Origin of the sequence: Microscilla marina ATCC 23134, assembly GCF_000169175.1 — a bacterium.
GTDB classification, from domain to species: Bacteria; Bacteroidota; Bacteroidia; order Cytophagales; family Microscillaceae; genus Microscilla; species Microscilla marina.
In genome coordinates this window covers 177,475-197,152 of sequence record NZ_AAWS01000011.1, presented here as the reverse complement: position 1 = coordinate 197,152, position 19,678 = coordinate 177,475, and the positions used below count along the sequence as shown (strand labels likewise).

The following is a 19,678-nucleotide window of genomic DNA, read 5'->3' as shown; positions in this document are numbered from 1 at the left end:
CAAAATACAGCTCAACCACCTACAAATGGTTCACAATAGAGTTGGTGGGCTGGCATAAGCGGCAAAATATGTTTAATCATGTGTTGCTTACCTCCATAATAGGTAAGTGGAGGTTTCATCAAAGCTTTCAAAGGAGTGGTGGTTGCAATCATTGACATACCCAAAAGATGACTAAAACCAACTATCCTTTATTCCCATAGCCCAAAGTGTAGACATTTAGCATAAGAGTACAAGGGCTCTTTTAGGCTTGAAATCGCCTGCATTACTGCTACAATCACTTTTGTGTATCTACCCATATCATCATTGTAAGGGGATTTTATAGGTAGATATACAGCTTGGAAAAACAGTCGAAAAGGTTCAGGATAACATTGGAACGGTTGAAACACTCTTAAACACTTGTTCTTATGATACAGAAACCATTCAACGCACTTTCATTTGTGATGTTCCTCAACGTTTGTCGTCTTCATAGACAGCAAATAACGCAACTGCGTGAATTAGAAGTACAATCATCGTTTGTAGCTTCTGCCACTTGGCAAGTAACCACTTACTTGCGCTTATTAGTTTCAGCACGATGCGAAGCCTAGCTGAACTACTCGCTCAGGGAATACCCCTTGAATGGGCATTATTGTTTTTGTTACCCAACCCACCTTCTGATTTTTTTGAACCACGTAGGCTCACTATTCCGAGCTCATCCACTACAGAACTTATCACTGACATTTATGTCGAAGAAGCATCGGTAGATATTCCTCGTGAAGAACTGCCAGAAATAGACTTCCCCGAACAGGAAATGTCACTCTCTGAATTGGACACCTATACCTTTATTCCCAAAACACCTTACGAATTGTAGCCTGATGGGGAAACGGCTTGGTAGTTTCCCCTTATTATCAAACCTCTAAATATTATCAAAAATGAACGAACACGTAGAAAACAGTACTGCTACTGAAGAAATCGTAGTAACCAACCAACTGGGTGAAGAAACCAGTTTAGCACCTACTCCAGTAGAGTTTAACCCTGACGAATATCAGGAACTGCTTGCCAAAGGAGCTGAACTCAAAAACCGTAAACGGTCGGTGTCTATTGTACCCAAATATTACGAGTTCAAAATGTCGGTGGCAATGGTAGAAGAGCAACGTGAAGATATGTTGAAGAAAGCCAAAACCAAAGACGAGAAAAAGAAAGTCAATGATTTGTGTAATGCCAACCTTCAAATGACTTGGGAGCGTTTCTTCTTTCAGGGAATTACTCAAACTGATAGCCGTAAGGCGGTGTTGTTGAGCAATGCCGACGGTTTATACCTGCAATATGGTGCCCAGCTTATCCGTACGCTTGAAAGTTTGAACCTACCCCGAAACACGGAGATTGAAATAGAGTTTGCCCGTGAAGAACCTAACAAGCACTCTGAAGGGTCTACCAAGATATATGAGATTTATCTGGTAGAAGCACAAGACACGAAGTAAATCTATGGCACAAAAAAACGCCCTGCGAACACGGGGTAAAAAACTGGCAACGGTGGACGAAAACGTCCCCGTTTCCCCTCTTTTGTCTTCTAAACCTGTTGTTGGTTATAAGATTATCCATCAGGAAATACCCATAGAAGTCAAAAGCTTGCAAGTACTTACTAGGCGAATGAAAGATTATCTTCCCGCAGTGTTATCTGCTATCGAAGAAGGTTTTGAATGTCCATTGGAAGTGTTTACGATGCTTAAAGCAATGCAATCAATACTGGAAAGCGTCACGCCCAAAGTACAATTGTTAGCCCTTACTCAGGCGCAACAATATACATCTGAGGAACTTCAGGAAGGCTTTGGACTAGAACGAGGTAACTCACCTGAAAAATGGGATTATGCCCAGGACAGTGAGTACCAGATACACGATGCAGCATTGAAAGCCCGTAAAACCCTGCTCAAAAAAGCAGTAGATGAAGGCAAGGAATGGTTAGACGAAAAAACAGGCGAGTTAATCTCACCTGTACCGCTCAAAACTGCTTCTACGCCTTATTTAAAAAAAGTATCTAAAAAGTAAAAAAGCCTTTCCGTTATTTTCGGAAGGGCTTTGTTTGGTAAGTTCATGAGTAGAAGTATGAAGAAAAAAAGAGGTAGGCTATTACTTATTATTTGAGTTCCCTAAAGCCTTATCTAACATTTTGCGTAAATAAGCAACCTCTGTCTTATATTGCTCAATTTGTTGTTGAAATAATTTACGTTCTGCTTCAAAGTACTGGTTGTTAATAATACCAAATTGTTCGGCTTGAGAGTAATTGTTGAAGATATTTTTTTCATCAAAACTCAGTAAGTCATTCATTTGTATTTCCAGGATTTGGGCTATCCTTTTCAATCGTTTAAGGCTTATATCTTCATCCTGATTATTTTCTATGGCACTATAATTTTGCTGAGACATCCCCAATTGCTCCGCCATATATTCCTGGCTAAAATCTCTGAGCTCTCTCAGCTTCCGAACTTTCTCTCCAATTTTCATTGATGGTAATTTACAGGTTGGGGTGGTAATGCACAAATTTGATGAGTAACCACCTATAAAACAATTACTTATACTTGCACTAAATCTATGTCTTCTCTTGTGTATTTACAAACTGGGAGAAGATGTACCAAAAATACGCAATCTGTATGAGTTATGTGGTGTAATTGGGCTTTACATCCTTCAATTTTTCATTATGATTCTTTCATAAATAAATAATTCAATAACAACAAAACTTAAACATTATGAGAATTATCCATTATTTAGTAGTAATTAGTAGCCTTTTGTTAGGCGTAACCTCTAATAGTGTTGCCCAGCAAAACCAAAACCTTAAAACAGGTTATCAAGGTATTACTTACACTGAGCAACAAACTCTTAAGGACTTGATTCGGTTCTTGCAAAATCCAGCCCTTCAAATCAATAAAGGTAATATTAAACAAGTAGATCAAAAAATTCTAAAACTGGTAGGGCTAGTGGATAAAAAATACAAAAAGCTCACGCTCAAAGAACGACGAGTGTTACCAGAGGGTCGCTTGATTAGGAAGTGGGTGGTTAAAGTAGGTAAGTTTAAACAAAAAATCGAGAACGAAAAGCTAGATAAGGAAGCAGCTGAGCTGAAACAAATGGATAAATTAGTACATTTGATTGAGATCAAGCAGTTGATGACCCAAGAAATGAAAGCTGCCCGAATAAATGGCGGTGGATGGAACGGGTGGAGTACTCAGGTTAAAACCCTTTACAAGTCACTTCTCAAAAAAGGATTTGTAACTACAAAGCTTCGGAATTATTATGAGTCTTTGAATAAGAAAAAATAGTAGTGCCTTGTGTATTTACCAGAAACATTTTTGTACAAAATGGTGGCAATAATAATTGCCACCATTTTTCATTTTGTATAAAATCTTCTAATGGTATAAAATATAGTTGAGCCACGATGTTTATCTTTTTTTAAGACTTTCTGATGAATCAAGGAGAGATGTTTCATTCTTCCTCTGTAAAGGATACCAACGAACAAGGAAAGGATGTATTATTGAAGCAACACCAAGACTCTACAAACTATTGAATCGACCACACCCTGGACAAAGGTTTATGAAAACAGTTGTTGCACTTTGTACAAAGCAAAAAAATGAGTACCCAAGAAGTTCAGCATTTGCAAACAAGTATTAGGCAAGGGATATTGTTGGCGAAAGAGCATCGGAAAGATAACGGAATCCTTAGTAAAGAGTTTTTAACAAACTTGCTTAGTAAGCTTGCTAAAAATAAAGCGTTGCCTGGCAGTAGCCTTGCCCTACTGCCTCAGCTTATAGATGATTTTTTTCAAAACCCTGAGAATAAATATGTGTCTCCTGGTGAGTTTTTAGATAAAGTAAAAATCTCCTTAAAACGCTCCCAAAAGCAACAACTACAAGACCAAAACAAACAGATATTGAAGTGAAAAACTGCTCAAATTATTCCTCAGATCGAAACAAGCCAAGGCAACTCCGAACAAATGCAACAAATGAAAAATATAGAACAGACACAAGATCAGCAAATGACAAAAGAGTTTCATCGTTTAGCACAACAACTTTCGCCCGAAACCTATCCCCAGGTGTTCGACGAAAGATTCCAACAGTATCGTGCAGCTATGATCCAACAAAACCCAAGTATTGAAAGCAAGCTGACGACCCAAGGGATGAGCGTAGAAGCTTACGCAAAACTTTCTTTTGTAATAAGCCTTCAAGAAAGTAATCAAGTAGATGTTTTAACAGGTTTGCCAGTGCAACTACAAAATGATTTGCTGAGGGTTACCGAATGATTCCAACACTACGAAAAACAACTAGGGCTTACCCGCCCTTCATTAGAAATACACCAAGCTACTATGCAGGAGTTTTCTGGGGAAACCTCGGTAACATTAGCTCAACTTAGTAGCCCTCAGGTATGGAAGTCCATCCCAGGAATCAATGCCCACGATGATCAACTGGCAAATATCAGTTTGGGTTCAGCCCAAGAATACCAACAGATGAATGTAGAGCAACCAATGGATTATCTGGCGATGTTTCCTTCTATTATTTTCTTTGAATCTAATGACCCCTCAAAGCCTCAGTTAAATAGGGAGGTTTGGGAGCAAATACAAAAACATTGGTTTGGCAATATTAAAGATACGACCATTTTGGAGGCTTTCAGAACATCTTTGTATGCCTTTCAGTTAGAACAAACCCGACGTAAAAATGGTCAGAGTAAACTGTTACAACGTGTGGCTCCTCAGTTTGCAAAACAACGTGCAGTCCAACAAAAAATCGCTGGACTGCTCAACCAACAGTTATATGAAAGCAGCAAAGAAACAACGCTGGAAACCGCCAAGCAAATGTATATGACTTATCTTACAAAGGAGGTTTTGGGTAAAGTCAGTCAGGATTTTGAGTTTCAATTGAATCGCACCAAAGTAGAAGGAGAAGAACTTTGTATTGCTTTTCAAGATTCCACTGGACAGGTATACGATCCAGTACGCATCAATTTATATACGGGAGAAGTTCGTGGACCTTCGCTGACCAATCATACACAGGGAGGTTTGCAAGGAGAGGTCATTGTCGGTTATCAAAAAGCAGTAAACTATCTTAAGTCCGCCAAACTGCCCACCTTGCCTCAATTAATGAAACAAACAAGTCATATCAATAGAAAAGCTTTTTTTCGTAAGACTTCTTTTAAAAGCAACCAACGTCCACGAGAACAATTGAAAGCTTATGAAACTCAAACAGGACAACAACATATCGCCCAGAGTTTACCTGATCCATTGCCATTACAAACCGAGTTACAACAAGCTTTAGTACGTTTTCAGGGGCAAATGACCCAAAGTAAACTGATGGCAACGATGCAGGCTTTACAAGATTCAGGTGGGCAGAGTTTGCAAGATACCAGCCACTACCAGCAATTATTTTTTGGCGCAGGGAGAGAAATTACCCCTCAGGAACATCCAGCTTTACATACCTTAATGAAGCATTTTCACTATACCTTGATGTATAGTTCCGTAGAAGAGATCAAAATTTTGAACAAGTCCATTGATACTTTACATCAGGCATTACTCACTTATCATCAGCAACCACATTTGGTAAATCATATCAATGATCCACTACTCAAAAATATTTTACAACCCTCTTCCTCTCTAACGCCTCACCAAGAATCGCCAATCATCGCTACTTTTGGGTCTTTTCTTACCGATGCCACTTTTCAAACGCCCCAGGCAAGGTTTAATCCCCTGGCCATCCAACATTTTTCACAACGAGTTAAAAGTCCCGATCAAGCCTCTTTTTTTGGTTCACCTTGGGCTAAAACCGAGGCAATGACCCAAAGAAATTTTAGAGAACGTTACGAGAAAGAAGATAGAAAACAGGAAAATATAGAGTTAGAAGCAATGATGAGCCAAATAGAACAGCTTCCTGCCTTGAATGCTTAACCTTGTCTGTTTAAGATTTACCATCAGTCTATTTTGTTGATAAAATGAATATGTGCGTGGAAAAGCTCAATAAAGGCTTTCATTATTTATCATTAGACTCGTTTGGAGTAGTTCCTAATGCTCTTTCCAGCATCTTTCTTAGATATTCAATTTCCGATCTTTGGCTTTCGATTTGTTGTTCCAGCAACTTTTTCTCAGCATCATAATGGTTGTTGATTGTATTCTGGTTATTCTCAGCGCAAGAATAATTACCGTAATTATTAAAAATTTGCTTGTCTTCAAAGTTGAGTAAATCATTCAAGCTAATTTCCAGAGTTTCCGCTATTTTCTTTAGTCGTTTGAGGCTAATGTCTTCGTCCTCATCATTCTCTATCAAACTATAATTTTGCTGAGACATCTCCAATTGCTCCGCCATATACTCTTGAGTATAGTTTCTGAGCTCTCTTAACTTCTTTACTTTTTCTCCAATTTTCATCAACTGTAATTTACAAGTCGGACTGATAAAATACCAAGCATACAGGTAAGGTATTGTCTTACAATGAGTTATACTTGTTCTGAATTTACACTATCATCTGGGCACTTACAAGTTGAGTGTAGCCATCTTTTCTTCACGATTTGCCAGTGCCCTTTATGATTGAATTGTAAATAAAACAATTCAACCGCAAAACCCAAAGACTATGAAAACTTTACGGTATGGGCTGATGCTTTCAGCCACTGTAGAACATAAATACACAGACAACAAAAACTTCTAAAAAATGAAAATTGTACTAGCAACTGTATCCATTATTTTATCGTCCTTTTGTGGTTTGATAAATGCGCAAGTAGCCACCAAAACGACCAACTCACCCCAGCAAACAAAAAGAATTTACGTACCAAAGTCGGTTAAAAATTTTACGATAACTATTATTTGAAAGCCCACTGTCTTTAGTAGTGGGATGAAAAATAATTGCCCGTGAAAGGGGCAGATTTGGTGTCAAACCATTTTTTGGTTTTCAATATATTTTTTGATGTTTTTTTCTGAAATATGCCCTACCGATTCCACATAATATGATCTAGTCCAAAGTGTTGGAAGTCTACTTTTTAGTTGGGGAAATTCTTGCCTCAAATGGCGACTAGTGTAGCCCTTAAGTTGCCCAATAATGAAATGAGGAGCATCTATTGGCTTCGCTTTGATGAAAAGATGTACATGGTCTTTCATAACCTCCATTGTTTCTATTTCAATGCCCAAATCTTTAGCCTTTGAAAGCAAAAGCTCTTTGAGCCTTTTTTGTATTTCCTGAGTCAGGACTTTCCTGCGGTATTTTGGACACCAAATGATATGATAGCCAAGGTTGTAGACACTATTTTTAGAGCTTTTCCAGCGTTTTTCCATAGCTTAAATATAGTATTTATTTGTCAGATAAATAATATTTTCTTTGTATATTGCATTATGCTCCAAGTAGTTAAGACATACAAATACAAGCTCCGAAATTTATCAGCTACCCAAACCAGGCAACTGAGTAGTTGGGTAGGTGCTTGTCGGTTTGTGTACAACCTTGCTTTGGAGACCAAACAATACGCCTACAAAGCTTATGGGGTTAACTTGTCTCGCTTTGATTTGGATAAGGAGCTCAAAACCCTCAAGGATGTTGAATGGATCAAAGATGTCCCTTCTCAAAGCCTCCAGGATGTGCTTCAAAGGCTTGAGAAAGCCTATCAATCTTTCTTTAAAGGTGGTGGCTTTCCCAAATGGGCGAAAAAAGGCAAATACAACTCCATCACTCTAAAGTCAGTCACCCGTGACAACTGTGAGGCTGGTCGTTTTGTTCTTCCAAAGTTGGGTGAGGTCAAAACCTTCTACTCACGAGAAATCCCTAAGAAAGCCAAACTTAAGCGAGCAACCATCATCAAAGAATCGGATGGTTTCTATATTTCTATTATGTTTTCAACGACCACCCAACCACTTCCCAGCAATAACCAAACTGTGGGACTGGATTGGGGGATAGAACATTTTATAACCACTTCAGGTGGCGAACACATTGCCAATCCGCGTCTTTTTCAGCACTACCAAAACAAACTCAGGATTGAACAACGAAGCCTTTCCCGCAAAAAGAAAGGCGGGAGCAACTTCAAGAAGCAAGCCCGAAAACTTGCCAAACTTCAGGCTAAAATTGCCCGTATTCGCAACGATTTTCAACACAAAGTCAGCACAGGCTTAATTCTCAAATACGGCTCTATTGCGGTTGAAAACCTCCAAGTTCGCAATATGACTGGTAGAGCCAAAGGAACCACCGAAGCACCTGGAAAGAACGTCAAAGCCAAATCAGGTCTTAATCGCTCCATTCTGGATGCTGCGCCTTCTATGTTTTTGGATAAGTTGGAGTACAAATCGAAATGGCACGGGCGAACTTTTGTCAAGGTAAACCCAAAGCATACTTCCCAGGTATGCTCTGAGTGTGGGCACAAAGACAAAGAAAGCAGGAAAACACAAGCTAAATTTGTGTGTACATCTTGTGGCACAAAACTAAACGCAGATGTCAATGCTGCAAAAAATATTGAGGCAAGGGCTTTTGCCTCCATCCGTTAACGTGAACCATTAGGTTGTGCGTTGGGTGAGAATTCCCTCTGCTTTAGCTTGGGGAGTAGTCAAAGGGGACGGAAAAATAGATCAAAGAATGGTACCGAAGGGTACAAAAGACAACCCTACCTATATAAGGTTATGGGCAGGGAAATTTGATATTTCAGGTATTGAGGGTTATGTTACAATAATTGTAGAATCAGCGGCAGAAATAGCTTATTTTTATTCAGGTGCTGGAAAACTTAATGCCTCACTTTATGCAAAAAATGGCTCAAAAGTAAATATCGCACGTATTATTGATAAAGGATTGAGCAAAGCTTATTTAGAAAAAAAAGTAGGTCTAAAAATCCGTTCTGGTATGCTTTCGTTATTCACTAAAGGCCCCATACCTGCAAAATACAATGACCGCATAAAAAGGTGTAAAAAAATAACTACCTATGGCGAAGGTGATTTGCAGGAGTTTTATAAAACATACACCACAAATATCAATGATGCTGCGATGCCCAAACACAAGCTTGGTTCCTTTCCAGGGTCAGATTACAAATGGGATAAATATGATGGAAAAGATATTTATCTTCGTTTTGGCTACTACCCTTCCAGTGGAAACCTCCACATTGAAATATCTCAGAAGTCGTCCCAAAAACACAAATGGCACAAATCAGGTAGCCCAGAGTGGATATACATCAATAAAAAAAGTTACAGGATGAAAAACGGTAGTGTGAGCATCCCCATAAGTAACCACACAACAGATTTCATCAAAATAGACAAAATATCCTATGCCGTCTTGGAGCGAAAAAAGGTACAATATAGACAGTATTTTAATCCAGGGCTTGCAGTGGATGTAAGACCACTAAAAAAAGACGTAGCAAGAAGAAAAAGAATAAAGGCTATAGAAGCAGAAAAAAAGAGAAAAAGGGCGGCAGAACAAGCCAAAATAGATGCCCATAATGCTGACCCAAAAAATTGGAGGCAAGGAGACCGAGTATGTCTCAGAGTGATAGGCTCTGTTTTTGGGTTTGGAGTAGTTAACCAAAAGCAGCCAATAAGAGCGGTGATCGAGTTTTTTAATGCAGATAGAAGCCGAATCAAAGTCAAAATATTAGAAAGCCAGTACAATGGAACCATAGATGGTGAAGAAATATATAAGGGCAACCTCATCTGGATTACCCCACAGGTCACCTACAGAGGAAACTCTAAGTGGATGTTGTGTAAGTAAAAATACCTTCCCTCGTTTTGACAACTAAGGGTTGGTCTGAAAATTTGCCAATAGTTTCACGGTAGCTTCATTGTATACCATCCAGTGTTCTCTTTGGGGAGTGTTTTGGGTAGCTATCTCACCTCCATACTGAGGATATAATACATCCAACAAATTAGGGTACTGGATGGCAAATTGTTGCACCGAAATAATTTTATTTTGTTGATTCAACGAATAAGTAAGCACTGGGGAAAGATGTTTTTTATCTAATTGGGTGGTTACCCAGGCAATGGTAGGCAAGGTTGTATTAGTGAGTATTTCATTGAGCTTGATGATATTTTCTGAGAGGAATGTGCCTAAGGAATACCCAGTTGTCTCCTTAAACAAACCTCTGGCAGTTTGTCCGATGGGGGAAAGAGTGTCTGTCACCGTGGTTTTCTCAAAAATATAGGCAGGAATAGAGCTTGGCGCTTTCAAGGGCAAAGCAATGGCTTTCAAAGTCGCATAACCGACCACCTGTTGTTTATACCTTACACTTAATTGAGGAAGGGCTAACCCTGCTTTTTTACCCTCCTCATCAATGCGTAAAATATCATCATTACTTTTTTGATCCAGGTAAGAGTATTGGCTGATGAGTTCCACAATTTGTTGAGTAGTAGTAGGTTGAAGGCTACTTAATAGCTGAAAGTGAGTGGCTTGAATTTTCCTTAGTAAATGAGCCAGTTGGGGATGATCAGTTTGAAGTTTTGTTTCCAAATTAGTTCAAAGGTTGAGCGGAGTTTTCATTTCAAGGGGTGTTTGAAATTTAAAAAGCGATGAGTAAGATACCAATATGTAAACCAGATTATTTTAATGCGTATAGATTCATCAAAATGTTATACACTTTTCCAAAATGAGACATCATTACTATTGACAAATCAATAGAGACTTTTTATGCACATATCATCTTTTATTACAATACCAATTTTCAATTTCATCAGGTGCATCTTTTGGAGCACCTGCTGTTAAACCCTGACAGAAGGCTACCTCAAATGGGAAAAACCATCAAAGAGGCATTGGCTGGGATTGGGGAGTTAAACGGATTTACGGGGGGAGCTTTTATCAGTTTTAATATTGAGGTTCATAAACCACACGCCCTTACAATATTACAAGTATTGTGGGAAGCTTTGCATACCCCCTTGGTGATTACCCCTGAAGAGCGAAGTCAGGAACTCTACATTTTTCAACAGGAAGAAATCTTTCAAAAAGAAGCTTACGGTTTTGATATTCAAGGGATTGAAAAGTACTATTTGAAAGATTCCATTGATACAAAAAAAACAAGTGGTATTAACTTAAAAAGTATACTGAGGTGTCACAAGCAAATCATTCAATCTCAAAAAACTCTGGTGATTATTCACGCTGATAGTAACAATCTGCCTGTACAACAAGCCCAACAATGGTTGCAGGAAAAATTTGATGCAAAGACTACTCCCACTTCACTGACTGCTTTTGCCAACCTACAGCCTACACATTGTAAGGAGTATATGCCTCAGCGCCCTTCTTTTCCAGCCTTATCCAAAGCGCCTCGTCTGCTTAAACTGTTTTTTGCCCATCAGGAAGCTGTTCAGAGCACCTCAGCCCGTATTCTCAATCAACTGGTTTTGGATTTTTTCAGAGAAACCTGGTTTGAGTATGTACGCTACATTGAAAAATCGGATTATGACCTCAATGTCACCCATAGATTTATGCCCTATGCCCAGCAAATGGGCTTAAGTTTTTATACCAAGGCTTCTTCTGATGTCCTGCGGGATTTAATTCAACACAGGTTTTACAAGCATAAACAAGATTTTCAGCATTTACAAACCCAAATTTACAACCAAACAATGATCTTGACCGACCAACCCATTCGTGCTTATTATTATCTGATGCAGGAATATTTTTATACTGGAGAGTACCGCACCATTCAGGATATTGCGCTGGAAATGAAAAAAGTAAGTTATACGGCATTTACGAAACATTATGATGCTTTGCTGAAAAGTCTGGCTTGGGAGCGAGTTATATAAATTTTCACCTATTCCCTCTATATTATTTATCGTCTACTTTTCAGACTGTGCTAATTTTTCGCATACCCCTAGCTTCCACCACACATTTTTTACAAGTTGGCTTGACCCTAAAACCCATAATCTTACAAGAGTCAATCGTGCGCCAAATAATTATTTTGTAAGTAAATAGATTTATATGATGAAAACACAAGAAAGTCAAGTGATTTCTTTAGCTGAAATCAAGGAGCTATTATGAGCCAGGTTTTCGCATCTCACCAAAGAAGAGATACTTCATTTACGTACCTTATTGGAGTACCTAGCTCAAACGGTGATCGAAAAATACTTGAGTTGAGACCTATGATTTGATAGACTCCGTGACAAGCTTTAAGGGAACTTTTAAACACCCTTTAAAGCATCCCATATGAATTTATTCTATTATAACACTCTAATGATTCAAGCTAAAAAAAATCAGGCTGCCTTGGTATATTGTCGTGGCAAACCAGATCAACTGTATGGTACGGAGTGGCAGGAAAACAAGTGTTTAGACTGGTGTCATCAGCGACAAATTCCCGTAGCCAAAGTCATTAAAGACATAGGTATTGCCTGAGCCACTCTCCATCGTAAATGACTTGGACAAGTACTCAAGATGCTCAACCAACAGCAGCAGTCTTTACAAAGAAATACCCAACAAAATATGCTACTAACTTTGAATGGTTAGCCTTGGATTACTCATTTGGTTTGCGTAGATGCAGCTAGATTATCCAGAAATGATTTGCTAACACAAGTGAGTCTAATCTAGCAAATCAAGCAGGAAGGTGTTGAGATAGTTTATGTAAACTATCTTTCAAGCACTAGTAAAGCATCATTGCCCGTTCTTCATTTATTTTGATAACTCATCTATAAGATGAATCAATTAAAAAACAACCATCCTAAACACCAGGCAGCTTTAATTTACTGTCGTGTAAGTACCATGCGCCAAGCAACAGAAAACTTTGGACTGGAGAGCCAGGAAAAAATGTGTGTAGAACGATGCGAAAGAAACAATGTATCTATTTTTAAAATCATTAAAGATAAATGAGTATCAGGGGGGACATTTGACCGTGAAGGCTTGGATGAAGCAATGGATATACTAAAAAAACAACAAAAATTCTTAAAGAAAAATGCTAGGCGCAAAAACGTTGAACCAATTCCAAAAAAAATATGAGATACCCCGTGGATTACTCATTTTGTGTGCGTAGATAATTCCAGACTATCCAGAAACGATAATTTAGCTGAATCACTCATTGTTACACAAAAAATCAGAGAATCTGGTGTCGAGATTGTTTATGTAATGTATCCAGTAGACCCCAATACCAGTGCTGGAATGCTACAAGAAAACATTTTATACACCTTTACTGCTTTTGAAAAAAGAAACCTTAGACTCAAATTTATGAATGGTAAACGCACAAGGTTTAAAGAGGGATATTGGATTTTTGCTGGCGTACCGAAAGGCTATAAAAAACAGAAAGAAGGCAAAAGCACGATTTTGATCCCAACAGAACCTAGAGCAACTTATATTAAAGAAGCATTGGAAATGTATGCAAATGGGATATTAAGTAACCATAGTGATGTATACAGGTACCTTAAAGAGAAAAACATAACATCAAATAGCCCACGTAACACAACAGGGCGTATTCACTATACAATAGTTAGTATATTATTTAAACCCAGAACAATCTACTTTTATGCAGGGTATTTTTATAGACCATCACGATGATTTAAAGAACCATTTCGTGCCAAACACCAACCAATTATTTCATTGGAAACTGCTCAAAAAATACTTGACAGAATTAATCAATCTACTCTAATAGGGAAATCTCATATCAAGTTTAACCCAGATTTCCCCTTAAGAAACTATTTGCATTGTGGTTATTGTAAAAGGCAATTTACAGGTTACTGGTCAAAGGGGCGTAATGCTAAATACCCTTACTATGGATGCCCAAACAAGAAAGATAAAGACAGATTCCAAAGAGGTCGTAAAAAACTTACTGCTGAGTTTCAAGAGTTCCTTGAAAGAATTACAGTACCAGAACAAGTCCGAGAAATATTTTCAATTATTTTACAAACATTTCGAGAACAAAAAGGTCAAATTCAGGCTGATTGGATCAAAGATAAAGAAAAACAAATCAATAGCATCAAATGCAAGATGGATAGAATACAACAAATATTAGTCAATTCGTCTAGTTTTCATTTGATAGAAAAACTGGAAAAAGAACGGGAAGAGCTCAATCAGAAAAAATTAAAATACCAACAAGAAATTACCAATGTGTGAACTCATTCTGCCAAAAGTTTGATTGGGTTGCTTACAATTACCAAAAAAATATTCACTTCAGTCAAAAATATCTGGCACCTATCAAATCCCGAAATCAAAAAAATGTTTGTTCAAGTGTTTTTTTGAGGACAAATATTTTATACTCCCCAACAATCTTTCCGAACCGCCTGAAACGCCTTATATGACCTAATGTTTAACACCCCACACAACCCCTCTTTTTTAGAATAGTCAAAAACAAAAAAAAGAAGCTTGACCGAACCGCTTTTGAGCAATTCACTACTGATGTTTCAGTTGTTTTTGGCAACAGTTTCCTTAGTATCCGCAAACTACACAAGTCTCCCGAACCGCTTTGTGAACTACTCAACTTAACCAAACCTGAGTTACCTACTACTAAATCTATTGAAAACCATTTACTTGCTCTTGAAGAGTTTGGCAAAAAGCGAGAAGCTTATTTAAAGGCTTCACCTGATGTTTAAAGAAACAATAGAAAGGTGTTCGAACCAGAATAATAGCAGGATTTACCTGCTATTATTCTTTTTTTAATCAAACTTTGCGAAACTGAAAAAAAACTTCGAACCGCCAAAAAAGTCTTGCAATAACCCCAGGTACTCTCTACTCTTTCGGGTGAAAACAAGAACAAAAACGCCTCTCATTTGATTGAATGAAGAACTTGATCAACTCCTCATTTTAAAGGATGGATAACTTTTTAATTGCTTAACCAACTGACCTATGATAGAAATACCCATAGTAGATGATGAAGAATTGCCGTCAAATATCCAACAACTCTTGGATAGCACCAATCCAGTAAAAGTAGCAGAAGCTCTGACAATAACAGAATGACTCAACCAAAAGTTAGTAAACTCAAAAAAAGAGGTAGTAGCTTCCTTATTATCAAGCTTGCAAGATACTGAGGTTAGTATTGAAGAAGTTACCGTCAGGCACATTGCCCAATTCAACTCACCAGAGATAGACCTGTCACTTAAAAATCTGACAAGCTTACCCAGTGAAGTAGCTCAGCTTACCCAAATTCAAAGTCTGGAACTATTTGGTAATAATATAAGCAGTTTACCATCCGAAATAACACAACTTACCAAACTACATACCCTTGGTATTTGATACAATCAGTTCAAATCGTTCCCTATGGAGATTTTACAACTTAAAAGATTACAAGCCCTTGATTTATTTGAGAACCTTATGGACAGCATTCCGCCTGAGATAAGCAAGCTCTCTCAACTTAGGTACCTTGATCTTGGTAATAACGAATTTACACAACTACCATCAGAGATAGAGGCACTCACTGAACTCAAAATTTTGAATCTTTTTATGAACCCTATCTCAAAGGAAGAAATAGCCCGTATTGAAGCAATGTTGCCTCACTGTATAGTGATATATGAGTAAATAAAATAAATACATCACCACCTACTTTACTTGATAACAAACCTAATAATGCACCACTTTATCAAAGTTATTCATCAGGATCACCATCCTGTGTTTAGGTTACTTTTAGAGAAACCATTATGGTTGGCAATTCTGCTACTAGGTGCCCAAAGAACCTGGCAACTCCCTCAGCCAAGTCCTGAGGGTTTGGTACAAGGGGAATTCAAATTATCGCATAATGATTACCCTGTTTTTGGACTGCCTGAAGCAGAAAAAAAGAAACTCAGCAGAGCCATTCAAGGACTAATCAAGTATGGTATGCTGATCAAATCCGACAAACAGGCGGGAATGAAATGAATCAATGTTTACCGCCTGCAAACCAACGAAATCATTGCTCCTTATTTGTACGAGTGACTACCAAACGGACAGGAAACAGGCATCAAATGACCTGCTAACAGGGAGCAAGCAAGAAGCAACCAAACATCACACGACAACCAAGCGACCACAGTAATAAGATACCAGAAAAAAGATAATAGAATAACAGAAACAAGAGTAAAGAAAGAAGAAGGTGTTCCCCCTACACATTTTAATAAGGGGGATAGTCTGAAAGGGGGAAGTTCATACAGCGAAAGAATGCAACAGGTAGAAACTCAGGGACAACAATTTGTTCAGATTCGGAACCAAATCACTGGCAGAGATGACCGAATGCAAAAGAATGTCAAACAAGGGTTATTCGACTTGATAAGGGCGGTTTCTTTAGATAAATTTAGATTAAGAGTAGAAATTTACCAGCAGGTAAAACAGCTCTGCGAAAAACATCAGCTTACTCGTTATTTAACCAATCCAACCCTTGTGTCCTTTGATCTTGGAGAGTTCCTTACCCACATCAATTGCTTTTATGGCGATAGTGTGGAGCAAATACTGGAGAAGCGAATCAAAGACGATTACAAAAAAATAGTGCTTCGTAAAGTTCGCCCTAAACAAAGCATATCTGTTGATGTTAAGGAATCAAAAAAGACAAAGCACGCTACTTTGCCTTCTCTGGAAATAACCAACCCACACTCTTACAGAAATCAGCTATTACGTAAACTGACGGCAGTAAGCAACAATAAGGGTACAAGTACGTAAACCATTGGTACCTAAATACAAAAGTATTCTACAGAGTGACTTGCCGTTTACAAGTAAAAATAGCTAGGGGCTATGATTGTTGAATAACGAAGTAAGGAGATATTATAGGTGAAACCTCACTTTTGCTTAGACAATGACCGCCTAACAAAAAAACAGATAAATACCACTTGGTGGACTCTAAGCTCCCCTTGTCTAATACCTGATGAAACAGTCCAGAGTAAAACAACTTATATACCTGCTGTAAATATCTGGCTTTTGCTGTTTCATTACCTCCACCTATACGATGCCATTCTTTCTAATAATTGCCTGGTTAAAAAAAATAGTAGGAATCCCTTCTACCCCCAAAGCATTAGGTATTCCGTTAACGGCGCTTAAAAAACATACGTATATCACTGGAAGAAGTGGTAGCGGAAAAAGTGAGTTAATGAAGGTGCTTTTCTACACACTCCAAAAGCAGAGCCATAAAAACCATCAATATAGCTTACTCTTACTAGACCCACACGGAGACTTGGCAGAAGAAATGTTTAGTTTCCAGCTCAATGGTCAGAAAGAAGGCGGTAGAGAAAGAGTTCTTTACATTGACCCTTATATGGAGTCAGGGTATACCCCAGTGATTAACCCATTGGAGTTACCAAATAATATCAAAAACCCTGAAGAAAGAGATGCGATGATTGACTTACTTAGCCAAGAGCTGGCTGGCATCTTTCAAGAAATGATTGTAGGTAGCACGCTGTCTTTGCAAATGGAAGCATTGCTTGTGCCTTGTATTGCAGTACTACTCAGAAAGTGAAACAGTAGTCTCAGTGAGCTTCAGCGTTTTATGGATGATGAGTTAAACACTGATTTAGTACAACTTTGACAGCAAAGCCCTCACCCAAGGCATCAGGAGTTTTTTAAATCAGCCTTTACGACTAATTCTACTTACCGTATCACGAAGCAATCTATCTATACCAAATTACAAAGTCTACTCAACTCCCAAACCTTTTATCATCTAACTGAAGGTAAAAGCACAATTAACTTGGAAGAAGCCGTGGATTCGGGGAAAGTGATCATATTTAACCTGGCACAATGAAAAATGGGTACCGAAACATCTCAACTCTTTGGTAGGCTTATTATTTCATTGTTGCAAAGTATTGCATTAAGGAGGGTGTATCAGAGCAAAGCCAAAAGGAAACCAACCTTTTTATTTATCGATGAATGCCAAAACTATTTATCAGCCACCAGCATTGAGCGTATTCTTGCTGAATCCAGAAAATATGGATTACACTTGATATTAGCAAACCAAAATCTCGCCCAGATCACCAGTAAAAAACTCAAAGAAACGATTCTTTCTAATACCAGTGTAAAGTTTGTAGGGGCTAACTCTCCTACCACCTTACAGCACATGGCAAAAGAACTAGGGATCAAAACCAAGGAGTTTGACAACTTAAAAAAACACGGGTTCTTCTTACGTGCAGGAGGGGCTGCCCCACGTATGTTTAAACCACCAGCCTTTTTGCTTCGCCAAAAGAAAAAATATCATCTAAAAGCGGCTGATAAAAAAGACCTCAAAAAACATCTTACTTGAGAGGCTGGCTCTTATATCGCTAAAAAACCACCACAAGATTATGAAGAGCTAAGGCAACAAAACGCAGCCCCTAAACCTAAATATGGCATTGATAGTAATGCATAATCATTTACATTATCAAACAAATATGCCTACAGCCAAAACGCCCGCCTTTCGCACCGTTACTTTTGCCCAATCTAATATTTTGTCGGCGCTTGCCAAATACAAATTCCTGACCGCCTCGCAAATGGTAGATTTAGGAATTATGAGTAAAACCAAAAACATCAACGAAGCATTGCGTGAGTTGAGGCAAGGATTGAAAAAAAACCAGCCACTGGTAGCACATCAAACGTTTGGGGCGATTCCTCAACTAGGTAAGCTTGAAAATATTCATTACTTGACCAAATACGGTAAACAAGCGTTGATTCATCACCTGGGGTTACTACCTAACGAAGTTAAACTACCAGCATGAACAGCTACGCTGTTTTACCAAGACTATTTCCATCGCAAAAACACCGTAAACTGTGAAATAGCGATGAACCTACGGGCAGCACAAAACAACCTAGAAGTTCATTATTGTAGTCGTTATTTTGATACACTATGAAACAATCGCCGTGATAAAAATCTTCGCTCCAGAAATAAATTTGCTATCAAAAACAAAGCTTTTTTAGTGCCTGATATGGTATTCCAGACAATTGATACAACAGGAAAGAAAGCGAGTCTATATACACTTGAAATGTACAATGGTAAGAACACGCTTAGAACCTTGGAGCAACTAAAAAAACACGTAGAAGCTATCGAACTATGAAGCATTAGTGATGCTTATGGTGTATCTTATGGACATCAAGTACTGTGCGTTTTTGAAAAAGAGTCGTTGATGAAAGCTACGGTTAAGAGGATACAAGATGATACCATATTTACACATGTTAAAAGCTATTTCCTATTCAAAACATTGGATAAAGTAATGAGCAATCCAATTGAATTTGGTAACAACTGGCAGAACCTTGCTTGATCTATCACTAATTTATACATACCACAAAAAGCCACTCAAAATACCGCAAACCTACAAGTAAGTGATTTACATAACTTAGCGAACTTCTAGTTCAAATTTTACTTATGACCGAGTACCTAGATGAGCCCATTCCACACAGTTGTTTTTATAGACACCCAAAATGTACACCTTGGTATTCAATCTTGTGGTTGGTTGCTGGATTGGGCAAAGTTTATGACCTTGTTGAAAGATAAGTTCAAAGCCGATAAAGTGTGTATGTTTTTGGGCTACTTGTCAGAATACGAGTGATTTTACAATAGATTAAAAGCATTAGGCTATACCCTATACTTCAAAACCATTACTAGAAATAAGCATTCCATCAAGTGAAACGTAGATACCCACCTAGTTCTCAGTGCTGCCCAGCATTACTATGAGCAAGATCACAAACACTTTATCTTGGTAAGTAGTGATGGAGATTTTGATGTGCTGGTGAAGTTTTGGAAGGAGAAAGGAGTGTTTGGGAGGCTAATCGTGCCTGACAGTCGTACTACCTCAAAGCTTCTGAAAAATATCACTAACAAAAGTGAAAGATTTGACTTATCAACTGCACAAAGCAGATTATTCAGAAAATAAAAAAATGGAGGCGCATGAAC

25 protein-coding genes and 2 pseudogenes are annotated in these 19,678 nt (G+C 38.2%); 22 read left to right on the top strand and 5 right to left on the bottom strand.

What is annotated here, in order from left to right; translation table 11 throughout:
* Nucleotides 1-11: 11 nt before the first annotated feature.
* On the bottom strand, nucleotides 12-152 hold the full coding sequence (locus tag M23134_RS41110) for a DNA adenine methylase (protein ID WP_157558461.1): 141 nt from the start codon (nucleotides 150-152) through the stop codon (nucleotides 12-14).
* Between the two features lie 419 nt (nucleotides 153-571).
* Here M23134_RS41110 and M23134_RS12410 point away from each other — a divergent pair, with 419 nt between their 5' ends.
* The 3 genes from M23134_RS12410 to M23134_RS12400 all read left to right on the top strand — a co-directional run bounded on the left by M23134_RS12410 (nucleotide 572) and on the right by M23134_RS12400 (nucleotide 2,022).
* The gene (locus M23134_RS12410; RefSeq protein WP_002696504.1) at nucleotides 572-847 is read left to right on the top strand and encodes a hypothetical protein; all 276 of its coding nucleotides are present in this window, start codon (nucleotides 572-574) and stop codon (nucleotides 845-847) included.
* Between the two features lie 61 nt (nucleotides 848-908).
* Complete coding sequence (locus M23134_RS12405) at nucleotides 909-1,457, top strand: hypothetical protein (RefSeq protein WP_002696503.1); 549 nt, start codon at nucleotides 909-911, stop codon at nucleotides 1,455-1,457.
* Between the two features lie 4 nt (nucleotides 1,458-1,461).
* On the top strand, nucleotides 1,462-2,022 hold the full coding sequence (locus M23134_RS12400) for a hypothetical protein (protein ID WP_002696502.1): 561 nt from the start codon (nucleotides 1,462-1,464) through the stop codon (nucleotides 2,020-2,022).
* A gap of 81 nt (nucleotides 2,023-2,103) precedes the next feature.
* Here the strand turns inward: M23134_RS12400 and M23134_RS12395 are convergent, their stop codons facing one another.
* Complete coding sequence (locus M23134_RS12395; protein WP_002696501.1) at nucleotides 2,104-2,475, bottom strand: helix-turn-helix domain-containing protein; 372 nt, start codon at nucleotides 2,473-2,475, stop codon at nucleotides 2,104-2,106.
* A 242-nt stretch (nucleotides 2,476-2,717) separates the two neighbouring features.
* Between M23134_RS12395 and M23134_RS12390 the strand changes: the two genes are divergently transcribed.
* From M23134_RS12390 to M23134_RS12375, 4 genes are all read left to right on the top strand, one after another.
* Nucleotides 2,718-3,287: a hypothetical protein gene (locus M23134_RS12390; protein ID WP_002696499.1), complete on the top strand. Its 570-nt coding sequence runs from the start codon at nucleotides 2,718-2,720 to the stop codon at nucleotides 3,285-3,287.
* A gap of 308 nt (nucleotides 3,288-3,595) precedes the next feature.
* Nucleotides 3,596-3,904, top strand: coding sequence for a hypothetical protein (locus M23134_RS12385; protein ID WP_157558460.1), 309 nt, complete (start codon nucleotides 3,596-3,598; stop codon nucleotides 3,902-3,904).
* A gap of 63 nt (nucleotides 3,905-3,967) precedes the next feature.
* Nucleotides 3,968-4,264 (top strand): hypothetical protein, encoded by a 297-nt coding sequence (locus M23134_RS12380; protein WP_157558459.1) that lies wholly within the window; start codon nucleotides 3,968-3,970, stop codon nucleotides 4,262-4,264.
* A 63-nt stretch (nucleotides 4,265-4,327) separates the two neighbouring features.
* Entirely contained in the window at nucleotides 4,328-5,899 is a 1,572-nt protein-coding gene (locus M23134_RS12375; RefSeq protein WP_002696492.1) for a hypothetical protein, read from the top strand.
* Nucleotides 5,900-5,981: 82 nt separating this feature from the next.
* On the opposite strand, the gene M23134_RS38015 is transcribed toward M23134_RS12375, so the two are convergent.
* Together M23134_RS38015 and tnpA are read right to left on the bottom strand one after the other, a co-directional pair.
* Nucleotides 5,982-6,374: a helix-turn-helix domain-containing protein gene (locus M23134_RS38015; RefSeq protein ID WP_002696487.1), complete on the bottom strand. Its 393-nt coding sequence runs from the start codon at nucleotides 6,372-6,374 to the stop codon at nucleotides 5,982-5,984.
* Between the two features lie 498 nt (nucleotides 6,375-6,872).
* The gene (gene tnpA / locus M23134_RS12365) at nucleotides 6,873-7,271 is read right to left on the bottom strand and encodes an IS200/IS605 family transposase (RefSeq protein WP_002696485.1); all 399 of its coding nucleotides are present in this window, start codon (nucleotides 7,269-7,271) and stop codon (nucleotides 6,873-6,875) included.
* Nucleotides 7,272-7,328: 57 nt separating this feature from the next.
* Between tnpA and M23134_RS38010 the strand changes: the two genes are divergently transcribed.
* A complete protein-coding gene (locus M23134_RS38010; protein ID WP_002696484.1) occupies nucleotides 7,329-8,465 on the top strand; it encodes an RNA-guided endonuclease InsQ/TnpB family protein in 1,137 nt (378 codons plus the stop codon).
* Between the two features lie 16 nt (nucleotides 8,466-8,481).
* Nucleotides 8,482-9,672, top strand: a complete 1,191-nt coding sequence (locus M23134_RS12355; RefSeq protein ID WP_002696483.1) for a hypothetical protein — start codon at nucleotides 8,482-8,484, stop codon at nucleotides 9,670-9,672.
* Between the two features lie 24 nt (nucleotides 9,673-9,696).
* On the opposite strand, the gene M23134_RS12350 is transcribed toward M23134_RS12355, so the two are convergent.
* Nucleotides 9,697-10,407, bottom strand: a complete 711-nt coding sequence (locus M23134_RS12350; protein WP_002696481.1) for a hypothetical protein — start codon at nucleotides 10,405-10,407, stop codon at nucleotides 9,697-9,699.
* Nucleotides 10,408-10,682: 275 nt separating this feature from the next.
* Here M23134_RS12350 and M23134_RS12345 point away from each other — a divergent pair, with 275 nt between their 5' ends.
* From M23134_RS12345 to M23134_RS42710, 13 genes and pseudogenes are all read left to right on the top strand, one after another.
* The gene (locus M23134_RS12345) at nucleotides 10,683-11,693 is read left to right on the top strand and encodes a hypothetical protein (RefSeq protein ID WP_002696479.1); all 1,011 of its coding nucleotides are present in this window, start codon (nucleotides 10,683-10,685) and stop codon (nucleotides 11,691-11,693) included.
* 427 nt (nucleotides 11,694-12,120) lie between these two features.
* Entirely contained in the window at nucleotides 12,121-12,279 is a 159-nt protein-coding gene (locus M23134_RS41105; RefSeq protein WP_002696477.1) for a hypothetical protein, read from the top strand.
* Between the two features lie 297 nt (nucleotides 12,280-12,576).
* Nucleotides 12,577-12,750 carry a recombinase family protein gene (locus M23134_RS41100; RefSeq protein WP_002696475.1) on the top strand — a complete coding sequence of 58 codons (174 nt, stop codon included), beginning with the start codon at nucleotides 12,577-12,579 and terminating at the stop codon, nucleotides 12,748-12,750.
* A gap of 150 nt (nucleotides 12,751-12,900) precedes the next feature.
* The gene (locus M23134_RS12340) at nucleotides 12,901-13,428 is read left to right on the top strand and encodes a recombinase family protein (protein ID WP_002696474.1); all 528 of its coding nucleotides are present in this window, start codon (nucleotides 12,901-12,903) and stop codon (nucleotides 13,426-13,428) included.
* Between the two features lie 42 nt (nucleotides 13,429-13,470).
* Nucleotides 13,471-13,983: a zinc ribbon domain-containing protein gene (locus M23134_RS12335; protein ID WP_002696473.1), complete on the top strand. Its 513-nt coding sequence runs from the start codon at nucleotides 13,471-13,473 to the stop codon at nucleotides 13,981-13,983.
* Nucleotides 13,984-15,114: 1,131 nt separating this feature from the next.
* A pseudogene (locus M23134_RS38000) lies at nucleotides 15,115-15,381 on the top strand (leucine-rich repeat domain-containing protein); the annotation flags it as partial.
* 48 nt (nucleotides 15,382-15,429) lie between these two features.
* On the top strand, nucleotides 15,430-15,717 hold the full coding sequence (locus M23134_RS12325) for a hypothetical protein (protein ID WP_002696469.1): 288 nt from the start codon (nucleotides 15,430-15,432) through the stop codon (nucleotides 15,715-15,717).
* Nucleotides 15,718-15,993: 276 nt separating this feature from the next.
* The gene (locus M23134_RS12320) at nucleotides 15,994-16,488 is read left to right on the top strand and encodes a hypothetical protein (protein ID WP_002696468.1); all 495 of its coding nucleotides are present in this window, start codon (nucleotides 15,994-15,996) and stop codon (nucleotides 16,486-16,488) included.
* A gap of 283 nt (nucleotides 16,489-16,771) precedes the next feature.
* Entirely contained in the window at nucleotides 16,772-17,278 is a 507-nt protein-coding gene (locus tag M23134_RS12315; RefSeq protein ID WP_002696466.1) for a helicase HerA domain-containing protein, read from the top strand.
* Between the two features lie 285 nt (nucleotides 17,279-17,563).
* Entirely contained in the window at nucleotides 17,564-18,055 is a 492-nt protein-coding gene (locus M23134_RS12310) for a TraM recognition domain-containing protein (RefSeq protein WP_002696465.1), read from the top strand.
* A gap of 82 nt (nucleotides 18,056-18,137) precedes the next feature.
* Complete coding sequence (locus M23134_RS12305; protein WP_002696464.1) at nucleotides 18,138-18,506, top strand: hypothetical protein; 369 nt, start codon at nucleotides 18,138-18,140, stop codon at nucleotides 18,504-18,506.
* A gap of 660 nt (nucleotides 18,507-19,166) precedes the next feature.
* Nucleotides 19,167-19,334, top strand: coding sequence for a PIN domain-containing protein (locus tag M23134_RS41095; protein WP_002696462.1), 168 nt, complete (start codon nucleotides 19,167-19,169; stop codon nucleotides 19,332-19,334).
* A gap of 90 nt (nucleotides 19,335-19,424) precedes the next feature.
* Nucleotides 19,425-19,658 (top strand): annotated as a pseudogene (locus tag M23134_RS42710) (NYN domain-containing protein); the annotation flags it as partial.
* Between the last annotated feature and the right edge of the window lie 20 nt (nucleotides 19,659-19,678).